General features: G+C 71.1%; 26 protein-coding genes. 11 read left to right on the forward strand and 15 right to left on the reverse strand.

Annotated features, from left to right (window positions below):
* Nucleotides 1–26: 26 nt before the first annotated feature.
* A complete protein-coding gene (locus EDF55_RS17715) occupies nt 27–1,550 on the forward strand; it encodes a glycosyltransferase family 39 protein (protein WP_123656300.1) in 1,524 nt (507 codons plus the stop codon).
* A gap of 194 nt (nt 1,551–1,744) precedes the next feature.
* On the opposite strand, the gene EDF55_RS17720 is transcribed toward EDF55_RS17715, so the two are convergent.
* Nucleotides 1,745–2,776, reverse strand: coding sequence for an aldo/keto reductase (locus tag EDF55_RS17720; protein ID WP_123656301.1), 1,032 nt, complete (start codon nt 2,774–2,776; stop codon nt 1,745–1,747).
* 198 nt (nt 2,777–2,974) lie between these two features.
* Nucleotides 2,975–3,763: an alpha/beta fold hydrolase gene (locus EDF55_RS17725; protein ID WP_123656302.1), complete on the reverse strand. Its 789-nt coding sequence runs from the start codon at nt 3,761–3,763 to the stop codon at nt 2,975–2,977.
* 34 nt (nt 3,764–3,797) lie between these two features.
* On the opposite strand from EDF55_RS17725, the gene EDF55_RS17730 reads away from it, so the two are divergent.
* Nucleotides 3,798–4,496 (forward strand): NAD(P)H-hydrate epimerase, encoded by a 699-nt coding sequence (locus tag EDF55_RS17730; protein WP_243698208.1) that lies wholly within the window; start codon nt 3,798–3,800, stop codon nt 4,494–4,496.
* Nucleotides 4,497–4,527: 31 nt separating this feature from the next.
* On the opposite strand, the gene EDF55_RS17735 is transcribed toward EDF55_RS17730, so the two are convergent.
* Both EDF55_RS17735 and EDF55_RS17740 read right to left on the reverse strand, forming a co-directional pair.
* Nucleotides 4,528–5,469 carry a 2-deoxy-5-keto-D-gluconate 6-phosphate aldolase domain-containing protein gene (locus EDF55_RS17735; RefSeq protein ID WP_123656304.1) on the reverse strand — a complete coding sequence of 314 codons (942 nt, stop codon included), beginning with the start codon at nt 5,467–5,469 and terminating at the stop codon, nt 4,528–4,530.
* Between the two features lie 24 nt (nt 5,470–5,493).
* Nucleotides 5,494–6,639 carry a glycerol dehydrogenase gene (locus EDF55_RS17740; protein ID WP_123656305.1) on the reverse strand — a complete coding sequence of 382 codons (1,146 nt, stop codon included), beginning with the start codon at nt 6,637–6,639 and terminating at the stop codon, nt 5,494–5,496.
* Between the two features lie 163 nt (nt 6,640–6,802).
* Here EDF55_RS17740 and EDF55_RS17745 point away from each other — a divergent pair, with 163 nt between their 5' ends.
* Nucleotides 6,803–7,696 (forward strand): neutral zinc metallopeptidase, encoded by an 894-nt coding sequence (locus tag EDF55_RS17745; protein WP_123656306.1) that lies wholly within the window; start codon nt 6,803–6,805, stop codon nt 7,694–7,696.
* Between the two features lie 45 nt (nt 7,697–7,741).
* On the opposite strand, the gene EDF55_RS17750 is transcribed toward EDF55_RS17745, so the two are convergent.
* Complete coding sequence (locus EDF55_RS17750) at nt 7,742–8,716, reverse strand: thioredoxin domain-containing protein (protein ID WP_123656307.1); 975 nt, start codon at nt 8,714–8,716, stop codon at nt 7,742–7,744.
* Nucleotides 8,717–8,995: 279 nt separating this feature from the next.
* On the opposite strand from EDF55_RS17750, the gene EDF55_RS17755 reads away from it, so the two are divergent.
* Both EDF55_RS17755 and EDF55_RS17760 read left to right on the forward strand, forming a co-directional pair.
* Nucleotides 8,996–10,096 carry an ABC transporter ATP-binding protein gene (locus EDF55_RS17755; protein WP_123656308.1) on the forward strand — a complete coding sequence of 367 codons (1,101 nt, stop codon included), beginning with the start codon at nt 8,996–8,998 and terminating at the stop codon, nt 10,094–10,096.
* Nucleotides 10,097–10,215: 119 nt separating this feature from the next.
* A complete protein-coding gene (locus tag EDF55_RS17760) occupies nt 10,216–11,526 on the forward strand; it encodes a DUF4032 domain-containing protein (RefSeq protein WP_123656309.1) in 1,311 nt (436 codons plus the stop codon).
* Between the two features lie 99 nt (nt 11,527–11,625).
* On the opposite strand, the gene rlmB is transcribed toward EDF55_RS17760, so the two are convergent.
* From rlmB to EDF55_RS17780, 4 genes are read right to left on the reverse strand one after another with little or no spacing between them, the layout of a single operon-like run.
* Nucleotides 11,626–12,636 carry a 23S rRNA (guanosine(2251)-2'-O)-methyltransferase RlmB gene (gene rlmB / locus EDF55_RS17765; RefSeq protein ID WP_123656310.1) on the reverse strand — a complete coding sequence of 337 codons (1,011 nt, stop codon included), beginning with the start codon at nt 12,634–12,636 and terminating at the stop codon, nt 11,626–11,628.
* 22 nt (nt 12,637–12,658) lie between these two features.
* Nucleotides 12,659–14,068, reverse strand: a complete 1,410-nt coding sequence (cysS, locus tag EDF55_RS17770; protein WP_123656311.1) for a cysteine--tRNA ligase — start codon at nt 14,066–14,068, stop codon at nt 12,659–12,661.
* 33 nt (nt 14,069–14,101) lie between these two features.
* Nucleotides 14,102–15,307 carry a 2-C-methyl-D-erythritol 4-phosphate cytidylyltransferase gene (ispD, locus tag EDF55_RS17775; RefSeq protein WP_123656312.1) on the reverse strand — a complete coding sequence of 402 codons (1,206 nt, stop codon included), beginning with the start codon at nt 15,305–15,307 and terminating at the stop codon, nt 14,102–14,104.
* A gap of 22 nt (nt 15,308–15,329) precedes the next feature.
* Nucleotides 15,330–15,812, reverse strand: coding sequence for a CarD family transcriptional regulator (locus tag EDF55_RS17780; RefSeq protein ID WP_017888066.1), 483 nt, complete (start codon nt 15,810–15,812; stop codon nt 15,330–15,332).
* 146 nt (nt 15,813–15,958) lie between these two features.
* Here EDF55_RS17780 and EDF55_RS18950 point away from each other — a divergent pair, with 146 nt between their 5' ends.
* Complete coding sequence (locus EDF55_RS18950) at nt 15,959–16,570, forward strand: hypothetical protein (RefSeq protein WP_165931369.1); 612 nt, start codon at nt 15,959–15,961, stop codon at nt 16,568–16,570.
* A gap of 95 nt (nt 16,571–16,665) precedes the next feature.
* Here the strand turns inward: EDF55_RS18950 and EDF55_RS17785 are convergent, their stop codons facing one another.
* Both EDF55_RS17785 and EDF55_RS17790 read right to left on the reverse strand, forming a co-directional pair.
* On the reverse strand, nt 16,666–17,346 hold the full coding sequence (locus tag EDF55_RS17785; protein WP_123656313.1) for a response regulator transcription factor: 681 nt from the start codon (nt 17,344–17,346) through the stop codon (nt 16,666–16,668).
* Nucleotides 17,343–18,509 (reverse strand): cell wall metabolism sensor histidine kinase WalK, encoded by a 1,167-nt coding sequence (locus EDF55_RS17790; RefSeq protein WP_123656314.1) that lies wholly within the window; start codon nt 18,507–18,509, stop codon nt 17,343–17,345. The genes EDF55_RS17785 and EDF55_RS17790 overlap by 4 nt, the downstream gene beginning before the upstream one ends.
* Nucleotides 18,510–18,665: 156 nt before the next feature.
* Here EDF55_RS17790 and phoU point away from each other — a divergent pair, with 156 nt between their 5' ends.
* Entirely contained in the window at nt 18,666–19,325 is a 660-nt protein-coding gene (gene phoU, locus EDF55_RS17795; RefSeq protein WP_123656315.1) for a phosphate signaling complex protein PhoU, read from the forward strand.
* Nucleotides 19,326–19,391: 66 nt separating this feature from the next.
* The gene (locus EDF55_RS17800; protein ID WP_123656316.1) at nt 19,392–19,931 is read left to right on the forward strand and encodes an AAA family ATPase; all 540 of its coding nucleotides are present in this window, start codon (nt 19,392–19,394) and stop codon (nt 19,929–19,931) included.
* 64 nt (nt 19,932–19,995) lie between these two features.
* Here EDF55_RS17800 and EDF55_RS17805 read toward each other — a convergent pair whose 3' ends face one another.
* Nucleotides 19,996–20,742, reverse strand: coding sequence for a phosphoglyceromutase (locus EDF55_RS17805; protein WP_123656317.1), 747 nt, complete (start codon nt 20,740–20,742; stop codon nt 19,996–19,998).
* A gap of 43 nt (nt 20,743–20,785) precedes the next feature.
* Here EDF55_RS17805 and EDF55_RS17810 point away from each other — a divergent pair, with 43 nt between their 5' ends.
* Nucleotides 20,786–21,559, forward strand: coding sequence for a class I SAM-dependent methyltransferase (locus EDF55_RS17810; RefSeq protein ID WP_123656318.1), 774 nt, complete (start codon nt 20,786–20,788; stop codon nt 21,557–21,559).
* Between the two features lie 14 nt (nt 21,560–21,573).
* Here EDF55_RS17810 and EDF55_RS17815 read toward each other — a convergent pair whose 3' ends face one another.
* The 3 genes from EDF55_RS17815 to EDF55_RS17825 all read right to left on the reverse strand — a co-directional run bounded on the left by EDF55_RS17815 (nt 21,574) and on the right by EDF55_RS17825 (nt 23,665).
* Entirely contained in the window at nt 21,574–22,638 is a 1,065-nt protein-coding gene (locus EDF55_RS17815; RefSeq protein WP_123656319.1) for a folate-binding protein YgfZ, read from the reverse strand.
* The gene (locus EDF55_RS17820; protein WP_123656320.1) at nt 22,638–23,246 is read right to left on the reverse strand and encodes an FABP family protein; all 609 of its coding nucleotides are present in this window, start codon (nt 23,244–23,246) and stop codon (nt 22,638–22,640) included. The genes EDF55_RS17815 and EDF55_RS17820 overlap by 1 nt, the downstream gene beginning before the upstream one ends.
* Nucleotides 23,247–23,383: 137 nt before the next feature.
* Nucleotides 23,384–23,665, reverse strand: a complete 282-nt coding sequence (locus EDF55_RS17825; RefSeq protein WP_123656321.1) for a hypothetical protein — start codon at nt 23,663–23,665, stop codon at nt 23,384–23,386.
* An 82-nt stretch (nt 23,666–23,747) separates the two neighbouring features.
* On the opposite strand from EDF55_RS17825, the gene EDF55_RS17830 reads away from it, so the two are divergent.
* The gene (locus EDF55_RS17830) at nt 23,748–24,431 is read left to right on the forward strand and encodes a response regulator transcription factor (RefSeq protein ID WP_123656322.1); all 684 of its coding nucleotides are present in this window, start codon (nt 23,748–23,750) and stop codon (nt 24,429–24,431) included.
* On the forward strand, nt 24,432–25,241 hold the full coding sequence (gene mshD / locus EDF55_RS17835) for a mycothiol synthase (protein ID WP_123656323.1): 810 nt from the start codon (nt 24,432–24,434) through the stop codon (nt 25,239–25,241).
* Nucleotides 25,242–25,263: the final 22 nt, after the last annotated feature.

Here is a 25,263-nt window from a genome sequence, read left to right on the forward strand (position 1 = left end):
CCCGGACCCGCAATAAACTGGCCCGGATGTCCACGCAGACCGCGCCGGCGGCGCCAGCACACGCTCGTGCGCGTGGCCGCCGCCGCGAACCGTCCACCGGACGGTGGCTCCCGCTCGCGACCGCACCGTGGACGCGCTGGACGGCGTTCACCGTCGTCGCGCTGTGGGCCGTCTACCAGCAGTTCTGGCGGCTGGGCTCGGGCAACGTCGTCACCGACGAACCCGCGTACCAGCAGCCCGGCTACGACTACCTGCACGGTGACTTCAGCGACAACCGGCAGCACCCGCCGACCGCGAAGTACCTGATGGGCCTCGCCCAGCTGGTGTTCGGCGAGGGCGTCCCCTCCGCACGGATCGCCGTCGCGGTGCTCGGGCTGGTCACCGGCCTCGTGCTGTTCGTCTGGCTGCGCCGCGACGTCGGGTGGTGGACCGGGCTCCTGGCCGCCGGGCTGTGGTGGCTCCCACCGCACGGGATCCTCGACGACCCGAGCCGGATCGACCGCCTGGCGCTGCTCGACGGCCCGATGGTGGCGTTCGGCGTCATCGCGATGTGGTGCGGCTGGCGGTGGGTCCGCGGCGGGGCGTGGCCGTGGATCCTGGCGGCCGGGCTCGCCGCGGGGCTGTCGGTGACCTCGAAGGAGATCGGTGTCCTGCTGGTCCCGGTGTTCCTCGTCCTCCCGCTGCTGTACCGCCGCTGGTGGGGGCTGCTCTGGGGCGGGCTCGTGTTCGCGGCCGGGTTCGCGGTCACCGTCGTCGTGCCGTACCTGCCGTTCGGCGTCGTGTCGACGATCAGCGAGATGATCGCGTTCCAGCGGCAGCACGCCGCAGACGGCCACCTGGTCGAGGTCGCCGGCATCATCACGCGGCACTCCCCCTGGTGGGCGAACCTCTGGTACCAGTGGCAGGGCACCGGCACGCTCGAGTGCGCGGTGCTGGCCGTCGGGGTGCTCGCGGCGTTCCTCATCCGACCGTCCCGCCTGGTGCTCTGGCTCGCCCTCGCCGCGGTGCCGTACTTCGTCTTCTTCCTCGGGGTCAGCGACGTCGCGCTGGGCGAGTACTACCTCGCCTGGATGCCGATGCTCGTCGCCCTGGCCGCGATCGGCATCGGCCGGATCGCGACCCTGCGTGGCCCGGGCTGGTTCCGCGCCGCAGCCTTCGCGGCGGCGCTCGCGATCGTCGCCGTCGCCGCGACCACCAGCGTGCGGCTGTCCGTCGCGACCGCCACGATGCACCCGATGGGGATCGGCCGACTGCCGGAGGTGCTGGCCGAGACCCACCGCGAGGACGGCTTCGTCCTGGCGCAGCGGCAGTCCCCGTCCTCGGTCGCCGCGTTCGTCTTCAAGCGGCAGACGCGGGACCCGAACGCGGGGCCGTTCGACCTCGTCGTGATCGGGCAGGACGACCGGTACACGCTGGACCCGTCGATCCCGGCGTACGTCGCGGCGCACCCGGACGAGTTCCGGGTGTTCCACCTCGACGACGTCGAGGTCCTGGTGCCGGACGGCCGGCTCGTGAAGACCGCGGCCGGCTGGGACGTCGTCCCGCGCTGAACCACACCGCGCTCCGGACGAGCGAGAGCCCCGGGCGACGTGGTCGCTCGGGGCTCTCGGCGCAGGTGGAACACGGATCAGGGGGCGTTCCTGGCGCTCGGCGCGGTAACCAGCCGGCCGTACCGGGATGATGACACCTCATCGACCCGGTCGTCCAGGGGCTGCGCCGACATCGCGGTATCCCGCAAGGAACCTCAGCGACCGCCGCGGATCTTGCGTTCCCGCTGTGCGACACCGGCGGTGCCGTACGGGTAGTCGTCGATGCGCGGTGCGCTGGCGTCCGTCAGCGCCTGCAGTTCGGCGTCGTCGAGCACGAGGTCGGCCGCACCGAGGTTGTCCGACAGCTGTTCGACGGTGCGTGCGCCGAGGATGACGCTGGTCACGGCGGGCCGGGCGAGCAGCCACGCCAGGGCGACCTGGGACCGCGACGCGTCGTGCGCCTCGGCCACCCCGGACAGCACGTCGAGCACCTCCCACGTGCGCTCGTCGCCGTTCCGGGCCTCCCACGCCTCCATGCCGCGTTGCGGGTTCTCGCCGAGCCGCGTCGAGCCGGTCGGGGCCTCGTCGCGCTGGTACTTGCCGGACAGCCAGCCACCGGCGAGCGGCGACCACGGCAGCAGTCCGATGCCGGCGTCGAGGCAGGCGGGGACGATCTCGTGCTCGATGTCACGGACGAGCAGGTTGTACTGCGGCTGCAGGGTCACGGGCGGCGCGAAGTGGTGCGCCTTCGCTTCGTACACGGCCTTGGTGATCTGGTGGCCGAGGTAGTTCGAGAACCCGTAGGAGCCGATCTTCCCGGCGGAGACGGCGTCGTCGAGGAAGCGCAGGGTCTCCTCGATCGGGGTCAGGGCGTCCCACGCGTGCATCTGGTAGAGGTCGATGTGGTCGACGCCGAGCCGATCGAGCGACGCGTCGAGCGCCACACGGAGGTGCCGGCGGGAGAGCCCGAGGTCGTTCGGGCCGTCGCCCTGCGGGAAGCGGCCCTTCGTCGCGAGGACGACCTGCTGGGCCTCGGTCGGGTGCGCTGCGAGCCACCGCCCGATGATGCGCTCGGACTCGTTGCCGGAGTACACGTCGGCCGTGTCGATGAGGGTGCCGCCGGCCTCGACGAACGTGTCGATGATGGTGTGCGAGGTGGGTTCGTCGGCTTCGCTGCCGAACGTCATGGTGCCGAGGGTGAGGGAGGACACCGCTGTCCCGCTGTTCCCGAGGAGTCTGTATTCCATGCCGCGGACGCTACGCCGGAGGCCCGGGGACCGAGAGGCCCCCGCAGTACCCGTCAGCGCGTCTCGGACAGGAAGGCGATCGCCGCTTCCCGGAACGCCCGGCCCGTCGGTGCGCCGAACGGTGTCACTGCGTGGTTCCGCCCAGGAACGCGATCGCCGCTTCCCGGAACGCCCGGCTCGTCGGTGCGCCGAACGGTGTCACCGCGTGGTTCCGCCCAGGAACGCGATCGCCGCCTCCCGGAACGCCCGGCTCGTCGGTGCGTTGAAGTGGTTCCGGCCGGGGATCTCGAAGAACGAGGCATCGGGCGCCGCAGCGGCCAACCGCACCGCGCTGTCCCGGATGCCGTCCTCACTGCCCGCAGCCATCAGGATCGGCTGCGACGGCGCGTTCTCGGGCGTCGGCTCGATGCTGTTCCGCATGCCCTCGACCATCGCCACGAGCGCCGCCAGGTCGTTCCCCTCGACGTTCCCCGCCATCGTCAGGTAGCCGTTCGTCACGCGGTCCTCGATCGGCGTGCCATCCGCGATGTACGCACGCGCCTGGTCGACGCGCACCCGGCGCATCGGGTCGGCGTCCGGGATCCCGCCGAAGACCGCGCGGGTGATCCGGTCCGGGATCCGCTCCGCCGTGTGCCACCCGACGCGGGCGCCGAGCGAGTACCCGAGAAACGCGACGTCGTCGAGCAGGTACGTGTCGATGACGGCGGTGACGTCGGCCACGAGCAGGTCCATCGAGTAGGCGCCCGGCTCGTGCGGCTTCGACGACGCCCCGTGCCCGCGCTGGTCGAGCGCAATGACACGGTACCCGGCACGCACGAGGTCACGGGTCCAGCCCGACGCGTGCCAGTTCAGCACCGCTGCGGAGGCGAAGCCGTGCACGGCCACCACCACGGGGGCGTCCGGGTCGCCGAAGTCGTACGTGGCGATGCGCTGCCCGTCGGGCGACATCACGGCGCGGGGCTGGGGTGCTGCGGGGACGAGTGACATGGCGTCCCCAGGGTATCGGGGCACTGTGGCCCGCATGGACGGCTACGGCGGCGATCAGATCCGGGCGGCGGAACGGCCGCACCTCGACGCGGGCGAGCCGCTGATGCAGCGTGCCGCTGCGGGGCTGGCGGAGATCGTCGGGCGACTGCTCGACGACCCGGCGGAGCGACCGGGTGACGGCCCGGGATCGGTCCTGCTGCTGGTCGGCAGCGGCGACAACGGCGGTGACGCCCTGTTCGCCGGTGCGCACCTCGCCTCGGCCGGGAGGCACGTGGAGATCCTCCGTGTCGGCTCACGTGTCCACGAGGCGGGCCTCAGGGCCGCGCTGGATGCCGGTGCGAGCCTCCTGTCCGACCCGGCTGAACCGGCGGTGATCGCGACCGCTGCCGCGCTCCGCGCGGACCTGGTGCTCGACGCGATCCTCGGCATCGGGGTCTCCGGAGCATCAGCGCTCCGCTCCCCGGCGCGCGAGGTCGTGGGTGCGATCCGCGAGCTCGCCCGCGATCAGCGTGCGCCGTACGTCGTCGCGGTGGACGTGCCGAGCGGGATCGACGTGGACACCGGGGCCGTCGCGGACGACCACGTGCTGCAGGCCGACGTCACCGTCACGTTCGGCGGGGTGAAGGCGGGACTCCTGCGGGGGCCGGCCGCCACGCTCGCCGGACGGATCGAGCTCGTCGACGTCGGGATCGCCGGCGACCTCGCTGCGGTGGAGCCGCTGTTCCGGACCTGACCGCCACGGTTCGGTCCGACCGCCGCCGAGGTCAGATCGCGCCGGCGTCCACGCCGTGCTCGACGTCGCCCCTGGCCTCCAGCCACGTGTCGACGAAGTGCCGGTAGTTCGCGGCGATGAGCCCCTCGGCTGCCTCGGTGTCGAGGTGCTCACGGACGACGTCCTCGAGCGGTTCCTCCCAGTTGCTCCGGCCGATCGCGAACCCGACGAACCCGTCCACCGGTGCCGCCGTGCGGAGCCAGTGGTCGAGCTGCTCCTCGGGGGCGTCCCGACCGAGGACGATGCACTGCACCGCGTCCCGGCCGTCCCGCCGAGCCGTGGCGACGACCCGCTCGGCGTCGCTCCGGGCGTCGAGCCCCTCGAGCTTCCAGACGTCCGCCTCGACCCCGTGGTCCTGCAGGTACTGGAGCACCTGCACGACGAGGTCGGGGCGGAGGTCACGGTCGTAGTCCTCGACGGACGCCTGCTGCTCGTCGGTCCCCGGTACCAGCAGCTCCACCAGGAACGGCCGTCCCGCGTCGTGCAGTGCCGACGCGACGGCGGCCAGATCGGACGCCTGCTGCGCGCGCCGATCGGCGTCGAACGCGGGGTTGTCGCGGACGAGCACCTTCACCCAGTCCGGGTCGAACGCGTCGACGTGGGCCATCCAGTCGTCGCCGTACTCGAGCTCGAACCACTCGCGGCCGGACCGCTCGATCGGCATCGCGAGCTGCAGGCCGGCGTCCTTGGCGAGTCGTGCGACGTCCGCGCCGTACCGCTCGTCGACCAGGACGCCGGTGTGCTCCCGCGCGGCACCGGCGGCGAGCGCGGTCAGGACGCCGCGGTAGACGAGCTGCTTGCCGGCGCGGACGCGTTCGGCCTCGGCTTCGTCGATCGGTTCGCCGCCGGACTCGTCGTACGTGTGCTCGAGGAGTGACGAACGCTGGTCCATCGCGAACAGGAACAGGGGGTGGGCTGCATCGAGTACGGGCATGCTCCGTTGCTACTCCCTCAGTCCTCAGTGCTTCGCAACGTACCGGACGGGCTCCGGCAGGCCGTGCGCGGCGCGGATCGACCGGGACAGCCCCTCGATCGCGACGAGTGCGTCGACGACGAGCTCGGGCGTGACCGGGAACGGCATGTTGTGGATGGTCTCGGTCTCGACCGTGGCGGCTTCGGCGACCGCGCGGAGTTCCGTCGTGTCGTCGACGGAGAGCCCGATCTCGGTGAGGGTGTTCGGCAACCCGACCTTCGTGGTGAAGACGACGAAGTCCTCGATCTCCTCGGCCGGGGCACCCTCCATCACGAGCTGCGCGATGGTGCCGACGTTGACCTTCTGCCCGTGGGCCAGGCCGTGTGCCTGCGGAGCGGCGGTCAGCCCGTTGTGGATCGCGTGCGCGGCGGCGAGGCCGCCGGACTCGAAGCCGAGGCCGGAGAGCAGCGTGTTCGCCTCGACGACCTTCTCGAGCGCGGGGGTGACGACCTTCGCCTTGACCGCCTCGATGGCCTGCAGGGCGTTCTCGTGCAGCAGCGTCCACGACAGCTCCGCGAGTGCGACGCCGGTCTCGGTCTGCAGCCCACCGGCCATGGTGTCCGCGTGCGCGCGCTTGGCGGCTCGGGCCTCGACCCAGGTGGCCAGGGCATCGCCGATGCCCGCGATCAGGAACTGGACGGGCGCGTTCGCGACGAGCTGGGTGTCGATGAGCACCAGGTCGGGGTTGTGCGGGAAGAGGCGGTACTCGATGAACTCGCCCTCCTCGGAGTAGATCACCGCGAGCGCCGAGGTCGGGGCGTCCGTCGAGGCCGCCGTCGGGACGCTGACCCAGCGGATGCCCGCGAGGTGGCCCGATGCCTTCGCCGCGTCGATGGCCGAACCCCCGCCGAGCCCGACGACGACGTCGGAGCCGGTCTCCTGGATCTTCGCGACGAGCTCGTCCACCGCCGCCGGGGTGGCGAACCGGCCGAACCCGACACGCTCGACGGGCAGATCGGCCGCCGTGAAGCTCTCGGTGAGCTTCGCCTCGACGATCCCCCACACGACGTCGTCGGCGACGATGAGCGGCTTGGTGCCGATCGGGGCGATGAACTCGCCGACCCGGGTGATCGCATCACGACCCTGCACGTAGCGGGCGGGGCTCATCACGGTGTTGATGGGGGTGGGCATGGCTGCTTCCTTCCGTGTTGCGCGACAGGTGTCGGTTCGTGCCGTCCTCCGCGACGCTACGCGCCGCACCACAACGCGACATCCGTCCGAGGCGCCGCACCGCGACGTGCCATCCGTCCGAGGCGCCGCACCGCGACGTGCCATCCGTCCGTAGGTTCGGTGCATGACGTTCAACGACGACTCCCAGCTGCGGGGCGGCAAGGTCAAGCGGCGCGGGCGCACCACGGCGATCGCCGGCGGTGGTGTCGGCGTCGCGGCCGTCGTCGTGTTCCTGATCGCCCAGTTCACCGGCGTCGACCTCAGCGGACTCGTCGGTGACGGTGGCGGCGTGACCCAGATCCAGGACGCCGGCTCCGAGGCGTCACCGGTCGCCGAGTGCCGCACCGGGCGGGACGCGAACGCCAGCATCGACTGCCGGATGGAGGGCGCGGCGGAGTCGCTGGACACGTACTGGACGACCGAGAGCCGCCAGCTCGGGATCGGGTACACCTCCCCGGACTTCTTCCTGTTCGACGGGTCCACGGACACCGCGTGCGGGACGGCATCGGCCGCGACCGGCCCGTTCTACTGCCCGCCCGACAAGGCGATCTACCTCGACACCGCGTTCTACGACGACCTGCAGTCGCAGTACGGGTCCTCCGGCGGTCCCCTCGCGCAGATGTACGTCGTCGCGCACGAGTGGGGGCACCACGTGCAGCAGCTCCAGGGCACGTTCGCCGACACCGACCGGAGCGGGACCGGGGCGTCCTCCGGCAGCGTCCGCGTCGAGCTGCAGGCGGACTGCTACGCCGGCGCCTGGGTCGGGGACGCGGCCACGACGAAGTCCGCGAACGGCACGACCTTCTTCGAGCCGATCACCCGCGCGCAGATCGCCGATGCACTGTCCGCCGCGAGCGCGGTCGGCGACGACAGCATCCAGCAGCGCTCGAGCGGGCACGTCGACCCGGACTCGTTCACGCACGGGTCGAGCGCGCAGCGGCAGCGGTGGTTCGAGCGCGGGTACGAGCAGGGCGCGACGTCCTGCGACACGCTCAGCGTCCCCGGCTCGTCCCTCTAGCCGCGCCGACGCCGGGCCGACCGGGCCGGGCCGGGCCTGGCCGGATCAGCTGGCGGAAGCGGAAGCCGACGGTGTCGACGTCGGCGTCGGCGTCGGCGTCGGCGTCGGCGTCGGCGTCGCCGAGCCCGACGGGGTCGGCGTCGGCGTCGGGGTCTCCTCACCGGAGCCGGCGGCCGTGATCACGAAGGTGCGGAACTCGTCGTTGGTGAACGGCTGCGAGTACTCGTACCGCTGCCCGTTCACGAGCACGAGCGGCGTGCCCGGGAACTCCGTCAGCGTCGAGCCGGGGATGTCGCCCCCGGTCACCGCACTGGTGCGTTCGTCGACCCACTTGCCGTAGTGCTGCTCGTCGATGCACTTCGCGATGGTCGACTTCGACCGGATGCCCGACACCCCGGTGACGAGCTTCGTCAGCTGCGCGTCGGTGAGCCCGGCCGTGCCCTCCTCCGGCTGCTTCGCGAAGAGCGCCTGGTTCACGGCCCAGAACTGGTCCGGCGACGACTCGGCCACGCACGCCGCGGCGTTGGCGGCACGCAGGGAGTACTTCGTGCCCTGCGAGCGGTTCGACAGGATCGCGATCGGGTGGATGTCCACCGTCGCGGCGCCCGAGTCGAGGAGCCCCTCGATGTAGTCGCTGTTCGTCTGCTCGAAGTCGCCGCAGATCGGGCAGAGGTAGTCGATGTACATCGTGATGCGCACCGGGTCGGCTCCGGCGGTGGCCGACGGCGTCGGCGTCGAGGACGAGGCCCCGGACACGGCCTTGAGGTCCTGGCCGATGGTGATGCCGCCCTGCGACATCGACGACGGGCCCGGACCGGCGGGCTTCGTCGAGTCGACGAGCACGAGCGTCACGACGGTCGCGGCGGCGAGGAGCACGACGCCGAGTCCGATCTGCAGGCCGAGGCGGAGACCACGCTGCCGGCGCTTGTGCTGGAGTCGGGCGCGCTGGGCGCGCTCGCGTGCTGCTGCTCGGCGCTGGTTCCGCTCGGCGCGGGCTTCACCCTCGGGGCGGTTCGTCATGGGATTCCGGGTCCTCCTGATCGGGGTCCGCACGCGCTCACCCCCGCACGGCGGACGGACCCGAACGATCGTAGTGGGGGGCTCTGGGAACCACCCAATCAGCGCTGGGAGTCCGCCGACCGCTTCCGTCCGTGGGGAAAGTGGCACTGGCGCACCCAGGAGAACTCGTGTTGTATGAACCTCGATGGTCGACGGCGACCATCCGGGGCCCCAACGGGCACACCGCTTCACTCGGATCGTCCGGCACGTACCTGCCGGTGGAGAAAGGACCGAACGCTCATGGCGTCCGTCACCTATGACAAGGCAACCCGTCTCTACCCCGGAGGCAACCGCCCCGCGGTGGACTCCCTCGACCTGGACGTCGCTGACGGCGAGTTCCTCGTCCTCGTCGGCCCGTCGGGCTGTGGCAAGTCGACCTCGCTGCGCATGCTCGCGGGTCTGGAAGAGGTCAACTCCGGCGCGATCCGCATCGGTGACCGCGACGTCACCGACGTCCCGCCGAAGGACCGCGACATCGCGATGGTCTTCCAGAACTACGCGCTGTACCCGCACATGACCGTCGCCGAGAACATGGGCTTCGCGCTCAAGATCGCCGGCATCGGCAAGGAAGAGCGCGCCACCCGCGTGCAGGAAGCCGCCAAGCTCCTCGACCTCGAGCAGTACCTCGGCCGCAAGCCGAAGGCGCTCTCCGGTGGTCAGCGTCAGCGCGTCGCGATGGGCCGCGCGATCGTCCGTCAGCCGCAGGTGTTCCTCATGGACGAGCCGCTGTCGAACCTCGACGCCAAGCTCCGCGTGCAGACCCGTACGCAGATCGCCTCGCTGCAGCGTCGTCTCGGCGTCACCACGGTCTACGTCACGCACGACCAGACCGAGGCACTGACCATGGGTGACCGCATCGCGGTCCTCAAGGACGGCATCCTCCAGCAGGTCGGCACCCCGCGCGACCTCTACGAGAAGCCGAACAACGTGTTCGTCGCCGGCTTCATCGGTTCGCCGGCGATGAACCTGCTCCCGGCCTCCGTGGTCGAGGGCGGCATCACCTTCGGCTCGCTCAACCACCCGGTCGACCGCGACACGCTCGGCAACGCGCGTTCCGGTTCGGTCACGGTCGGCGTCCGCCCCGAGGACATCATCGTCTCGAACTCGGGCGAAGGCCTCCCCGTCACCGTCGACGTCGTCGAAGAGCTCGGCGCCGACGGCTACCTGTACGGCCACGCCGATGTGAACGGTACGCGTACCGACATCGTCACCCGCGTCGACGGCCGCAACCACCCCTCGATCGGCGACACCATCGTCGTGAGCCCGAAGCAGGGCCACGTCCACGTGTTCGACTCCGAGTCCGGTGAGCGTCTCGACGACAAGGCCGTCGTCAGCGCCTAGGAAGCGCACCACCCGGGAGCCCGCGCCCGCCTCACAAGGGCGGGTGGCGGGCTCTCGTCGTTCCGCACCGGCGGCCTGGGCCCACGCCGCCGGTACCCGCACCGCCAGAAGGACCCACCGTGCCCGAATCGCTCTCCATCACCGCAGCCACCGTGGATCCCGGTCTACTCGACCTGCCGTGGGACCTGCCCCTCGACGCGTGGCCCGAGGAGACGATCGTCGCGCTGCCGAAGGGCATCTCCCGGCACCTGGTCCGGTTCGTGCACCTCGGCGGGTACGTCGTCGCCGTGAAGGAGACCGGCGAGGAGATCGCCCGTTCCGAGTACGAGATGCTCCGCACCCTGCAGCGGATGGACGTGCCGTGCGTGGACCCGGTCGCCGTCATCACGAACCGGTTCAGCGTGGACGGTGAACCGCTGCACCCCGTGCTCGTCACCCGGCACCTGCGCTTCTCGCTCCCCTACCGCGCGCTGTACTCGCAGACACTGCGCCCGGACACCGCCACCCGGCTCGTCGACGCGCTCGCCCTGCTCCTCGTGCGCCTGCACATCCTCGGCTTCTACTGGGGCGACGTCTCGCTGTCGAACACGCTGTTCCGCCGCGACGCCGGGTCCTTCGCCGCGTACCTGGTGGACGCCGAGACCGGCAAGCTCTACCCGGGCGGGCTGTCGAACGGGCAGCGCGAGAACGACCTCGAGGTGGCGCGGGTCAACATCGCCGGCGAGCTCCTCGACCTCGAAGCCGGTGGGCGCCTCGACGAGAACGCCGACGCGGTGGACGTCTCGAACCGCATCGTCGCGCAGTACCGCACGCTGTGGAAGGAACTGACCGGCACCGAGCAGTTCGACGCCAAGGAGCGCTGGCGCATCAACGACCGCGTGGAGCGGCTCAACGCCCTCGGGTTCGACATCGAGGAGCTGTCGATCAACGCGGCCCCCGGTGGTGGCGAGGTCCGGATCCAGCCGAAGGTCGTCGACGCCGGACACCACCAGCGTCGGCTGCTCCGGCTCACCGGACTCGACGCGGGTGAGAACCAGGCACGTCGCCTGCTCAACGACCTCGATGCCTACCGCGCCCGGAACGGCCGCGACGAGCTCGACGAGGAGATGGTCGCGCACGAGTGGGTCTCGAAGGTCTTCGAGCCCGTCGTCCGTGCGATCCCGCGGGATCTGCGCGGGCGGCTCGAGCCCGCCGAGGTCTTCCACGAGCTCCTCGAGCACCGCTGGTTCATGTCCCAGCAGGAGGAACGTGCGGTCTCACTCCCCGAGGCGACCACGGCCTACATCAACGACGTGCTCCGGCACCGTCGGGACGAGCGCCTGCTCATCAACCCGCCGACCTCGTCGATCACGATGCCGATCCCGATCGTGGACGCCGACGGGGACGTCGACGAGTCCGACGAGGCCGAGGACTGGCGCGCGAACGTCTGACCGCTCGTCGCCCCACGCCCGACCCCCCACACGTGAGATCGCACTCCGTGTCGCCTTCCCGAACGGGCTGACGACACGAAGTGCGATCTCGGCGGAGGGCTACTCGGCGCGACGGCGCCGGGCGACCTCCCACAGGGTGACGCTCGCGGCGATGCCCGCGTTCAGGGACTCCGTCGCCGAGGAGATCGGGATCGACACGATCGCGTCGCAGGTCTCGGTGACCAGGCGGGACAGGCCCTTGCCCTCCGAGCCGACGACGATCACGATCGGACGGTCGGCGAGCTCGAGCGCGTCGAGCTGCACGTCCCCGTCGCCGTCGAGGCCGAGCACGAAGAGGCCCATCGACTTCAGCGACTTCAGGGTCTGCGTCAGGTTCGGCGCCATCGCGACCGGGGTGCGGGCGGCGGCACCGGCGGAGGTCTTCCACGCCGACGCGGTCACACCGACCGAACGACGCTGCGGCACGATGACGCCGTGGCCGCCGAACGCCGCCGTGGACCGGATGATCGCACCGAGGTTGCGCGGGTCGGTGATGCCGTCGAGGGCCACGATGAGCGGCACCTGGTCGCGGGAGAACGCGCGCTCGACGAGGTCTTCGGCGACGGCGTACTCGTACGCGGGGACCTTGAGCGCGACGCCCTGGTGCACGCTGTCGTGCCCGGTGATGCGGTCGAGCTCCGGGCGCATGATCTCCATGATCGGCACGCCGCGGTGGTTGGCGAGCGTCAGGATCTCCTTGACGCGGTCGTCGACCTCGATCCGGGCGGCGACGTAGAGCGTCGTCGACGGGGTCTTCGTGCGCAGCGCTTCGAGCACCGAGTTGCGGCCGGTGACCAGCTCGGAGTCGTCGGTCTTGCGCTGCGGCGGGCGGCCCGTGCGGTTCTGCGGGCTGCTCGACGCGCCGTGGCGGCTGCGGGCGGCGTCGAAGCGCTCCTTCGCGGCCTTGCGCTTGCCGGCGGGGTGGTACGGGCGGTCCTCGGCCTTCGGCGTGGGCTTGCGCCCCTCGAGTGCCTGCGCACCCTGCCCGCCAGAGCCGACCTGCTTGTTGCCCTTGCGTCCGGAACGGACAGCGCCGGGACGGCCCTTCCGGTTCCCCGAGACGTTCTTCATGATGTACTCCTTCAGCGCCGCGCTACGCGATGCTCCAACGTGTTCCGGACGAGGTGTCCTCGATCGTGATGCCCGCTGCGGCGAGGTCGTCGCGCACGCGGTCGGCCGTGGTGAAGTCGCGCGAAGCCCTGGCGTCCGAACGCTCCTGCACGAGGCGTTCGACGAGGGCGGCGAGCGGTGCGGCAGAGGCGTCCTGACCGGCACCTGACCAGTGAGACGCTCGCGGGTCGATGCCGAGCACCTCCACCATCGCGGCCACCTGATGGTACGCGGTCCCGAGCGCTTCCGCATCGTCCGCGTCCAGGGCGGCGTTCCCGGCGCGCACGGTCTCGTGCAGCACCGCGAGCGCCTGGGGCACCGAGAGGTCGTCGTCCATCGCCGCGGCGAACGCGTCGGGGACGCCGGGAGCGTCCGCGAGGGACACCCCTTCGAGCCGCGAGACCGCCCGCCCCAGGAAGCCGGCGATCCGGTCGAGCGCCGCCTCGGCCTCACCGAGCGAGCCCTCGTGGTGGTCGATCGTCGAGCGGTAGTGCGCGGCGCCGAGGAAGTAGCGGACGACGACCGGGGACGCCGATCCGAGGAAGTCTGCTGCGAAGATCGAGTTGCCGAGCGACTTCGACATCTTCTGCCCGCCGACGGTCACGAGTCCGTTGTGCAGCCAGTACGTCGCGAAGGGGTCGCCGGCGGCGGTGGACTGGGCGAGCTCGTTCTCGTGGTGCGGGAACCGGAGGTCGAGGCCGCCGCCGTGGATGTCGAACGCTGGCCCGAGGTACCGCCGGGACATCGCGGAGCACTCGATGTGCCACCCCGGACGCCCGGCTCCCCAGGGGGAGTCCCACGACGCGGTCGACGGTTCGCCGGCCTTGGCGCCCTTCCACAGCGCGAAGTCGCGGGCGTCGCGCTTGCCGCGGGGGTCGGCGTCGGCGGCCTCGACCATGTCCTCACGACGCTGCCGGGTCAGGTCGCCGTAGGACGCCCAGCTGCCGGTGTCGAAGTAGACGTCCCCGGAGTCGTCGGCGGCCGGGTAGGCGTGGCCGCGCTCGATGAGCCGGGCGATGATGTCCTGCATCTGCGGGATGCTCGCGGTGGCGCGGGGTTCGTACGTCGGCGGCAGGATGCCGAGCGCGGCGTACCCGGCGCTGAACTCCAGCTCGACGCGGTACGCCCGGGCCCACCAGGGCTCGTCGGTGCCCGCGGCGAGGTCGAGCACCTTGTCGTCGATGTCCGTCACGTTCCGGACCAGCGTGACGTGGTACCCACGGTGGGTCAGCCAGCGGCGCCAGATGTCGTACACCAGGGCGGAACGGAGGTGCCCGATGTGCGGCGAGGACTGCACCGTGGGACCGCACACGTACATGCTCACGTGTCCGTCGACCAGGGGGACGAGGTCGACGACGTCTGCGGCACGGGAGTCGTAGAGGCGAACGGTCACGCGCCCAAGCCTAGACGGGGACGTGCACGCGTTTCAGGAGGTGTGGACGAGTGCCGTCGCGATCGCCGCGAGCCCCTCGCCACGGCCGGTGAAGCCGAGCCCGTCGGTCGTCGTGCCGGACACCGCGACCGGGGCCCCGACGACGGCGGACAGCGCGTCCTGCATCTCGAGGCGACGGGCACCGATGCGCGGACGGTTCCCGATCACCTGGACGGTGACGGACGACGGTGTCAGTCCCGCGTCGGCGAGGGCTCGGACGGCGCCGCGGATGAAGACGTCCCCGGTCGCCCCGGCGTACGTCGGGTCGGCGGTGCCGAAGCGCCCGCCGATGTCGCCGAGCCCGCCGGCGGAGAGCAGGGCGTCGCAGACCGCGTGCGCGACCGCGTCACCGTCGCTGTGTCCGGCGAGACCGGGTTCCCCCGGGAAGTCGAGCAGCCCGACGCGGCACGGCGATGCGGCATCGAACGCGTGCACGTCGACGCCCAGCCCGACCCGCACCCCGGGCACCGCGACACCGGCACCGGCACGTGACGCCACGATGGACGACGCCCGCTGCAGGTCCCATGCCGTCGTGATCTTGAACGCGTCGGCGTCCCCCGGGACGACCCGGACGGTGCCACCGGCAGCCTGGAACACCCCGGCGTCGTCGGTCTCGGACTGCGTCGACACCGCGTACGCGTCCCGGAGCGCTGCGAGCGGGAAGCCCTGCGGCGTCTGCACCCCGACCAGCGCAGTCCGGTCGACGGTGCCGACGACCGCGTCGCCGGACACCTGCTTCACCGTGTCGGTGACCGGGAGCGCCGGGACGACACCGACGCCTGCGGACTCCACGGCGTCGAACACCGCGGCGAACTGCGACGCGGGCGTCAGGCACCGGGCGGCATCGTGGACGAGCACCGTCTCGACGGAGTCGGGCAGCGCCGCGAGGCCGGCCTGCACCGAGGCGTGACGGTCGTCCCCGCCGGCGACGACCGCCGTGTACCCGACCGCGACCCCGGCAACGGCGCCGACGAGTTCTCGGCACGATGCGAGCAGCGCAGCCGGTGCCACCACGACGACGTACGTCGGCGACGCCAGCGTGAACAGCGGCGCCAGCGCCCGCGCGAGCATCACCTGCCCGGCGACGGGGACGAACGCCTTCGCCGTGCCCATCCCGAGCCGGGTGCCCGACCCCGCTGCAACGACGACGACCCCACGGACCGCTGGGGTCTGTGGGGTCGTCGTGTGGCTGGTGCTCACGCCCGGATCTGGCTGGGCACGATCAGGATGCGAGGACTTCGTCGAGGACGGTGGATGCCTTGTCCTCGTCGGTCTTCTCCGCGAGCGCCAGCTCGGAGATCAGGATCTGGCGGGCCTTCGCGAGCATCCGCTTCTCACCCGCCGAGAGACCGCGGTCCTGGTCGCGGCGCCACAGGTCGCGAACGACCTCCGACACCTTGATGACGTCTCCCGAAGCGAGCTTCTCGAGGTTCGCCTTGTAACGGCGAGACCAGTTCGTGGGCTCTTCGGTGAACGGTGCACGCAGCACTTCGAAGACCTTGTCGAGGCCTTCCTTGCCGATCACATCGCGGACGCCGACCAGGTCGACGTTGTCCGCCGGTACCTCGATCGTCAGGTCACCCTGCGTGACACGCAGCTTCAGGTAGACCTTTTCCTCGCCCTTGATGACTCGCGTCTTGACTTCAGAGATGGTTGCCGCCCCGTGATGGGGGTAGACGACGGTCTCGCCGACCTCGAATTGCATGTATCAAGCTCCGTTCCGCAACACTCAGTTTACCACAAGCGGAATTCGGGTAAGGGGACCCTGACCACGAGCCCTCCCAGGTGATCGCTAAGATGGGGGCGTGCTGGACCAGACGGCCGGCGCATCGTGATCTTCGGAGGATTCTCTTGCGAGCTCGGGTACTCGTGTCCGTCGCCGTTGCGGCAACCATCGCGCTCGGTGCAACCGGCTGCGAGTTCATCTCGCCGGCGCAGACCAAGGAGATCAAGCAGATCACCGACGGTGTGAACGTCACGACGGGCAAGATCGACGTCCGCAACGCGCTGATCATCTCGGACGGCAAGGACGACGACGCACGCTTCGTCGGCACGCTGATCAACAACAGCGGCACCGGCCGGACCGTCACGATCGAGGTCGGCGACGCCTCCGACACCGTGCGCGTCCCCGCGAACACCCACGTGGACCTCGGTGCGAACTCGCCGAGCGACTCGAGCAGCGCGGAGTCGAGCGTCCAGAGCGGCGCCGAGACCCAGGGCACCAGCGCCGGCACCTCCGACGAGGTCGTGTTCGCCGGGGCGGACATCGCGCCGGGCTCGCTCGTCAAGGTCTACTTCTCCTACCCGGGCGCCGAGGGCGTCTCCGCGAGCGTGCCGGTCCTCACCAGCGCGCAGGAGGAGTACCAGACCCTCGCGCCGACCCCCACCCCGACGGTGACGCTCCCCGTCGAGACCCCGTCGGCCACGCCGACGGACAGCGCGACCGCCACCCCCGCCGGCTAGGCACGGCAGGCGCACCAGACGCAACCGACCGGAGGCCCGGTGCGAGTCCCAGGGACTCGCACCGGGCCTCCGGTCGGTTCAGCCGTGGACGCGGCTCATGCCTCGATCCGGTACCCGAGACCGCGCACCGTGACCAGGACCTCCGGTGCCGACGGCACCCGCTCGATCTTCGAACGGATCCGCTTGATGTGCACGTCGAGCGTCTTGGTGTCGCCGAAGTAGTCCGACCCCCACACCCGGTCGATGAGCTGCCCGCGGGTGAGCACACGACCGGCATTCCGGAGCAGCAGCTCGAGGAGCTCGAACTCCTTGAGCGGCATCGGCGTCTCGGACCCGTCGACGGACACCGTGTGGCGCTCGACGTCCATCTTGATCCCGCCGACCTGCAGCACGCCGCTGTCCGCCGGGTCGTCCTCGGTGCGACGACGCAGCACCGCGCGCATCCGGGCGAGGAGCTCCCGGGTCGAGTACGGCTTCGTCACGTAGTCGTCCGCGCCGAGCTCGAGCCCGACCACGATGTCCACCTCGGAGTCCTTCGCCGTCAGCATGATGATCGGCGCGTTCGACCGCGTGCGGATCTGCCGACAGACCTCGGTGCCGGAGAGCCCCGGCAGCATCAGGTCGAGGAGGACGAGGTCGGGGTTCTCGGCGTCGAACTTCGACAGCGCCGTGACGCCGTCGGCAGCGACGGCGGTCTCGTAGCCCTCCCGCTGCAGGAGGAACTCCAGGGGCTCACTCAGGGCCGGCTCGTCGTCGACGATGAGGATCTTGGTCACGTTGGCTGCTCTTCCCGTTGCTCTTCGAGTGCTGTGGTCAGTTCGGTGTCCGCCTCGGGCAGGCGGATCGTGAAGGTCGAGCCCTTGCCGGGCTGCGACCAGACGCGCACGTCACCGCCGTGGTTCCCGACGACGTGCTTCACGATCGCGAGCCCGAGGCCGGTGCCGCCGGTGGCTCGCGACCGTGCGGGGTCGACGCGGTAGAACCGTTCGAACACCCGGTCGAGGTCCGCCTCCGGGATCCCGACGCCCTGGTCGGTCACCGCGATCTCGACGAACCCCTTGGCGCTCCGGACGCCGACACCGACACGGGTGTGGTCCGGGGAGTACTTGACGGCGTTCGCGATGAGGTTCGACACCGCGACCTGCAGGAGCCCGGGATCGCCCATCACCCGGAGCTTCGACTTCTTCGCGCGGACGAGCTCGATGTCCCGCGCGCGTGCGACGACCTCGTTCGCGTCGGCGGCGGCCTGCACCACCTTGTCGATCGAGATCTCCTCGCTGGAGTCGAGCGTGTCCACGGACTGCAGCCGGGAGAGCTCGATGATGTCCTTCGTCAGGGCGCCGAGCCGCTCGGACTCGGTGATGAGCTGCCCGGCGAACTTCCGCACGTGGTCGGGGTCGTCCGCCGCGGCGACGAGGGTCTCCGACAGCAGGCCGATGGCGCCGATCGGAGTCTTCAGCTCGTGGGAGATGTTGGCGACGAAGTCACGGCGGACCTCGTCGATCCGCCGGGACTCGGTGAGGTCGTCGGCGGTCAGGAGCACGTACCGGTTCCCGAGCTGGGCGGCCCGGAAGCTGAGGTACCCGACGAGCTCCCCGCGACGTCCGCGCGGCAGCTCGAGGTCCTCCGCGCCCATCTCTCCGCTGGCACGCACCCGGTCGACCAGGTCGAGGAGCTCCTGGTGCACGAGCCGGCGCCGGATGACCAGCCCGACCGTGAGCGCCTGCGGTGACGCGGCGACGACGGTGTTCGAGGGGTCGACGACCACGGCGGGGTTGTGCATCGTGGCGATGACCGCCGCGACGCCGTCCGGCAGGGTGCGCTCGGCGACGTCAGCTGCCCGTGCCGTGCGCTCGGCCGTGATGATGAGCCCGACGACACCCGCGCCGAAGACCCCGCCGAGGAGCATCGACAGTGGCACGAGCCACGCGTTGTCCATGCCGTCAGTGTAGGAGTGGACACGCGGGGTTCCGGCACCGTTCACCCCGGTTCCCGAGCACTGCCGCAGACCATCGCGAAGCGTTCAGTCCCAGGTCACCGTTCGTTCACCTGGGCACTCGACACTCTCCCGGTACGCAGAGAGAGGCCATCCCCCATGCGCGAAGTGTTCCAGCAGGAACTCCAGGACGTCCAGGAGCGTCTGACCGAGATCGCCGGGCTCGTCGAGTCCGCGATCACCCGGGCGACCGAGGCGTTCACCGAGTCGGACGTCGCCCTCGCCGACGAGGTGATCGCCGACGACGCGAAGATCGACGAGGCCGCACAGAGCCTGGACGAGATCGCGATCGACATCCTCGCGCGGCAGGCACCGGTCGCCCGCGACCTCCGTGTCGTCGTGACCGCGCTCCGCGTGAGCTCGTCGCTCGAGCGGATGGGCGACATGGCCGAGCACATCGCGCAGCTCGCCCGCCAGCGGTTCCCGGAGAAGGTCGTCCCGAAGGGCCTCCGCGGCACCTTCAAGAAGATGGGTGAGCACGACGTCGCGATGGCGCAGAAGCTCACGCGCCTGCTCGCGACGGAGGACATCCAGCTCGCCGAGGAGATCCGGGACGAGGACGACGCCGTGGACGAGCTGCACGCCAGCGTCTTCGACTTCGTGCTCGGTGAGACCTGGAAGGGTGCCCCGGTCGACACTGTGGACGCCACGCTCGCGTCCCGGTACCACGAGCGGTTCGCGGACCACGCGGTGTCGATCGCGAAGAAGGTGCAGTACCTGGCGACGGGTGACTGGGCCGGCGCGAACGCCAGCGTCTGACACGTCCCGACAGCGGCCGGCCCCTCGGGGTCCGGCCGCTGTCGTCGTTTCTGCGAGGATCGGTGCATGGCCCAGGTCGCGATCATCGTCAACGGCATGCCCGGTTCCGGCAAGAGCACGGTCGGTGCCGCCCTCGCCGAGGTGCTCGGCTGCCCGTTCCTCTCGAAGGACCGCATCAAGGAACCGCTGGCGGACATCGCCGGCCCGATGATCGCCTCGCGTCCGCTCGGCGCCATCGCGATGACCACGATGTGGGCGATGGCCGGAGCGGTGGAGCACGGGGTCGTCCTCGACGCCGTCTGGCTGCCGTCCCGTGACCGCGCCTTCCTGGAGGCCGGGCTCGCCTCCGCCGGGTCGCCGCGCGCCGTCGAGGTGTGGTGCGACGTCGACCACGCCACCGCCGTGGAGCGGCTGACGGACCGGTACGACCCGGGTTCGCCCGTGCGCCACGAGGTGCACGGCGACCTGACGGACATCCTGGCGTTCTGGGACGAGCACGGCCCCACCGCGGGGCCGATCGGCCTGGGGCCCGTCGTCCGGGTGGACACGACGCGGTCCTACGACGTCGGCCGGCTCGTGCAGGAGATCGCGTCCCACTTCGTCTGAGCACCGCTGCGACACAGAACGCCCCGCCCGGTGACCCGGGCGGGGCGTTCGGACGTTCCAGCTGCTACTTCTTGGCGCCCTGCGCGGCGACGGCGGCGGCACCGGCAGCGGCGGCCTCGGGGTCGAGGTAGCGCGACGGGCCGGTCGGACGGAAGTCGTCGTCGAGCTCGTACACGAGCGGGATGCCCGTGGGGATGTTGAGCCCGGCGATGTCGTCGTCGGAGATCCCGTCGAGGTGCTTCACGAGCGCACGGAGCGAGTTGCCGTGTGCCGTGACGAGGACGGTCTTGCCCGCGGCGAGGTCCTTCGTGATGTCGGACTCCCAGTAGGGCAGCAGGCGCTCGATCACGAGCTTGAGCGACTCGGTGCGGGGCAGCGCGTCGCCGAGGTCGGCGTAGCGGCGGTCACCGTGCTGCGACCACTCGGCGTCGTCCGCGATGGGGGGCGGCGGGACGTCGAACGAGCGACGCCACTCCATGAACTGCTCTTCGCCGTACTGCTCGAGCGTCTGGGCCTTGTCCTTGCCCTGCAGGTCGCCGTAGTGACGCTCGTTGAGGCGCCAGTCGCGCTTCACCGGCAGCCATGCGAGGTCGGCCTCGAGCAGGGCGATGTCGGCGGTCTGGATCGCACGGCTCAGGAGCGAGGTGTACAGGACGTCGGGGACGATGCCGGACTCGGCGATGAGCTCGCCGGCGCGCTTCGCCTCCTTCTCGCCCAGCTCGGAGAGCCGGACGTCGACCCAACCGGTGAACAGGTTCTTCTGGTTCCAGTCACTGTTGCCGTGACGGAGCAGGACGAGCGTGGAGGTCATGGCCGAAGTCTACCGAGCGTCGTGCGCCCTTTACCCTTGGGGGATGCCCATCGGGAACGTCACGCGCGGCACGACCGGGTACAACCGGCTCCGTCGTGTGGACCGGTGGATCGCCTCGCTCCCGGCACTCCGCCGGACCGATGACCCGCTCGTCGCGGACGTCGGGTACGGCGCCAGCCCGACGACGACGCTCGAGCTCCGGGACCGGCTCGCCCGCGTCCGACCCGACGTCGAGGTCACCGGGATCGAGATCGAGCCCTCGCGCGTGGCCCTGGCGAACGCCGGCACCCGGGACGGCGTCACGTTCCGGCTCGGCGGCTTCGAGACCCCGACGCCCGGTGGTCGTCGTCCCGCGGTGATCCGGGCGTTCAACGTGCTGCGCCAGTACGACGAGTCCCAGGTGGTCGGGTCCTGGCGGATCATGCAGGACCGTCTGCAGCCCGGCGGTGCGCTCGTCGAGGGCACGTGCAACGAGGTCGGACGTGTCGCGTCGTGGGTCACGCTCGACGACCGGGAGCCCCACACGTTCACGGTGTCGCTGCGACTCGCCGGCCTCGACGTGCCGAGCATCGTGGCGGAGCGGCTGCCGAAGGCCCTCATCCACCGGAACGTCCCCGGTGAGCGCGTGCACGACTTCCTGTGCGACCTCGACCTGGCGTGGGCGATCGCGGCACCGCTCGGCACGTACGGGCCCCGGCAACGGTGGCTCGCGGCGGTCGCGGGCATGCGGGAGCGGGGCTGGCCGGTGCTGCACGGCACGACGCGGTGGCGCCTCGGCGAGCTCAGCGTCCCCTGGTCCGCCGTCGCCCCGGGCTGACGCCGCCGGTCGGGCTAGGAGCGCTTGACGGCTCCGAGGCGCGGGAGTCGGGGGACGTTCGCGGTCGCGCCGGCCTCCGGCGGGACGATGGTCTCCTGCGCCGCCGTCACGACGACGTCGTCCACCGCGAGGGTCAGCACGGCCGAGGGGTCGAGGGAGCGCTTCACGACCGCGAGCCCGATCGGCCCGAGCTCGTGGTGGATCGCCGACGCGGCGAGCCGCCCGACGTCCTTGCCGTCGAGCGTCACGGCGGTGCCGGGAGCCGGGAGCACCGCGTCGGACCCGTCGAGGTGCAGCATCACGACGCGGCGGGGCGGGTGCCCGAGGTTGTGGACCTTGGCGACGGTCTCCTGCCCGCGGTAGCACCCCTTGCTCAGGTGCACGGCGGAGCGGAGCCAGTCGAGCTCGTGCGGGATCGTCCGCTCGTCGATGTCGGTGAGGACCGGACGCCACGCGGCGATCCGCAGGGCGTCGAACGCGAGGAGCCCCGCTGCGGGCCGGTCGGACGCGGCCAGGGTGACCGCGGCAGTGGACTCGAGCACCGCGATCCGCAGGGTCCAGTCGGAGCCGGGATGTGCCTCCAGGCTGGCGTAGCCCCACCCACCGGGCGTGACGGACGACCACGGGTCGACCCACTCGACGACGGCGTCGTCGACACGAGCGTCCCCGAACGAGCCGATGGTGGCGAACGCGGCCGAGCGGTCGTCGATCTCGACGCGGAGCATGAAGCGCATCGAGGAGAGCCAGGCAGCGAGCGGGGCGGCGTCGGCCGGTTCCGTCAGCAGCCAGGTGGTGGTGCCGTCGTCGACGACCCGTGCGGCGTGCTCGACGCGACCGGACTGGTCGAGGACGAGCGTCTCGGTGCTGACACCAGGCGCCAGTCCGAGGAGCAGCTGCGACGTGATCGAGTTGAGCCAGGACAGCCGGTCCGGACCGGTGACGGTCACGACGCCGAGGCCGAGCTCCACGACGGCACGGCCGTCCGCGAGTGCGCGCTGCTCACCGAGCGGGTTGCCGAAGTGCGCCGCCGGACCGAGGTCCGACGCCACGAACCCGTCGCGCGCCGAGAACGCCGACATCAGTCGACCTTCGCGAGCTGCCCCGAGGCGTGGGAGGTGAGTTCCCGGCCCAGCGCGGCGATGTCCCACGCCCAGAAGAGCTTGCCCTCGACGAGGCCGTACAGCCGGGTCGCCGCGGAGTAGTCCTTCGCGTTGACGGAGCGCATCACGGCGTCGGTGGCGAGGTCGATGCGGCCCTTCCGGACCTGCCCGACGTAGAGCTCGTTGACGCCGGTCGGGTGGATGATCGCGGCTTCGACGTCGAAGCCGTCGTTCGTGTTGCGCAGCGCCTCGACGCTCTGGGTGGTGGTGAACGGCACGGTGCCCTCGCCGAGGAGCATCGCCGGCCCGCGGTCACCGGGCTCGGACGGCCGGTCCAGGCGCCAGTAGCCCATCTCCGCAGCCAGCGGCGTGTGCGCTTCGTCGAGGAGCCACGTCGTCGAGGAGTAGTTGAGGTACGGCAGGCCGTCGTGGCTGAAGCTCACGCGCTGGCCGAACTCGTAGTTCCGGACGTCGGGCTCGTCACCTTCGCCGACGGGGTACTCGACGACGCCGGTGCCTTCCCAGACGCCGACGAGCCAGGACAGGGGGACGAGTTCGGGGGCGAGGCCCTCCGGCAGTTCGATCAACGCTGACCCTTGAACAGCTTCACGACGACCGTCACCGAGACGAACGCGATCGCGAGCGAGGCCAGGCCGAGGAGACCGACGTAGAACAGCTCGAGCGCTAGCAGCGAATCCATGCCGCCGAGTCTACGCGGAGCGGCTCAACGCGCCAGGAGCACCACGGCGGTGACGAGCACGACGACGAAGGACCCGGACGAGGCGATGCTGATCCGTTCGACCAGGCCGTCCTTCGTCGCGGTGATGAGCTGCAGCACGAAGCTGACGAGCACGGACGCCACGAACACCAGGAGCAGCCACGCGAAGGAGTCCTTCTCGGTGAGGGTCAGGACGAGCACGGCGCCGAGGATCGAGAGCAGCCAGACGGGCAGCACCGACGTCAGCTTCAGGCGGCGCTGGTCTGCGGGCGGGACGGGCTCGGTCACCACCCCATCATTGCAGGCGCGTCGGGGACACTTGTCGGGCATCACTAGGATGTCTCCACGACGTCTTCCCACTGGAGGTCCTGTGGCACAGCTCCTGGTACTCACTTCGGCTGCGCCCGGCGACGTCCTGCCGAGCCTGGGCCTCCTGAGCCACCGGATCCGCCACGTGCCGGCCGAAGCCGCACAGCTGGTGAACGCACCGCAGAGCGACCTGATGTTCGTGGACGCCCGCACCGACCTGGTCAGTGCGAAGGCCCTGTGCAAGATCCTCGCCACGTCCGGTTCGACGACCCCCATCGTGCTCGTCGTCACCGAGGGCGGCCTGACCGCCGTCAACAGCGAGTGGAACATCGACGACGTGGTGCTCGAGAGCGCCGGCCCGGCCGAGGTCGACGCCCGCATCCGCCTCAGCGCAGGGCGCGCGGCCAAGAACCAGACCGGGTCGAAGATCCAGGCGTCCGGCGTCGTCATCGACGAGGCCAGCTACTCGGCGAAGGTCCGCGGCAAACCGCTCGACCTCACCTTCAAGGAGTTCGAACTCCTCCGCTTCTTCGCCACGCACCCGTCGCGGGTGTTCACGCGCGAGCAGCTGCTGTCCGAGGTCTGGGGCTACGACTACTTCGGTGGCACCCGCACCGTGGACGTGCACGTCCGACGGCTCCGCGCCAAGCTCGGCGACCTCGAGTCGCTCATCGGCACGGTCCGGAACGTCGGCTACCGCTTCAACGTCTACGACGACGAGGCCGAACGACTCATGGGGCAGTAGGTGCCCGACCTCAGCCGCTTCGTCGTCCCGGGAGAGGCTCCGCCCTTCTCCGACCAGACCCTGGTCGACGTGCGCGCGGGCCGCGCCCTCGTGCTGGAGGAACCGGACGGGGTCGCGGTGGTCCGGGACGGCGAGCTGGAGCTCGTGGTCCGCCGGGAGGCCCGTGGTCAGGGCGTCGGGACCCGGCTCGTCGACCGCGCGCTCGCGCTGGGCGGCGGGGCCGCGCCGCGGCTGGCCTGGGCACACGGGGACAGCCCGGCGGCGCGGGCGATCGCGACGCGCTACGGATGGGCTGCCACGAGGACGCTGCTGCAGCTGCGCGCTCCGGTGCCGATGACGGTGCCCCACCCGAGCCTCCCGTCGGGGTCCGTGCTCGCCGCGTTCACGAGCGGAACGGGTCCGGCCACCGCGCCCGAGGCCGACTGGCTCGCGCTCAACGCCGCGGCGTTCGCGTCGCACCCGGAGCAGGGGTCGATGACGCTCGACGACCTCCGCGCCAGGGAGACGGAGTCGTGGTTCGACGCCGACGACCTGCTGCTGCTCCGTGACGCCTCCGGGGCACTCGCCGGGTCGTGCTGGCTCAAGGTCGAGGACGGGATCGGCGAGTTCTACGCCGTCGCCGTGCGCCCGGACCTGCAGGGCCACGGCATCGGTGGCGTCCTGATGCGCGCCGGGTTCGCGCGCCTGCAGGAGCGGGGCGTCACGACCGCTGCGCTCTACGTCGAAGGCGACAACGAACCCGCGCTGGCGCTCTACCGCCGGTCCGGGTTCACCCAGCACGCGATCGACGTGCAGTACGCCGCACCCTGACGCCCGACCGCTGTCCACCGTT

The organism is Curtobacterium sp. ZW137, assembly GCF_003762905.1.
Lineage (GTDB): Bacteria > Actinomycetota > Actinomycetes > Actinomycetales > Microbacteriaceae > Curtobacterium.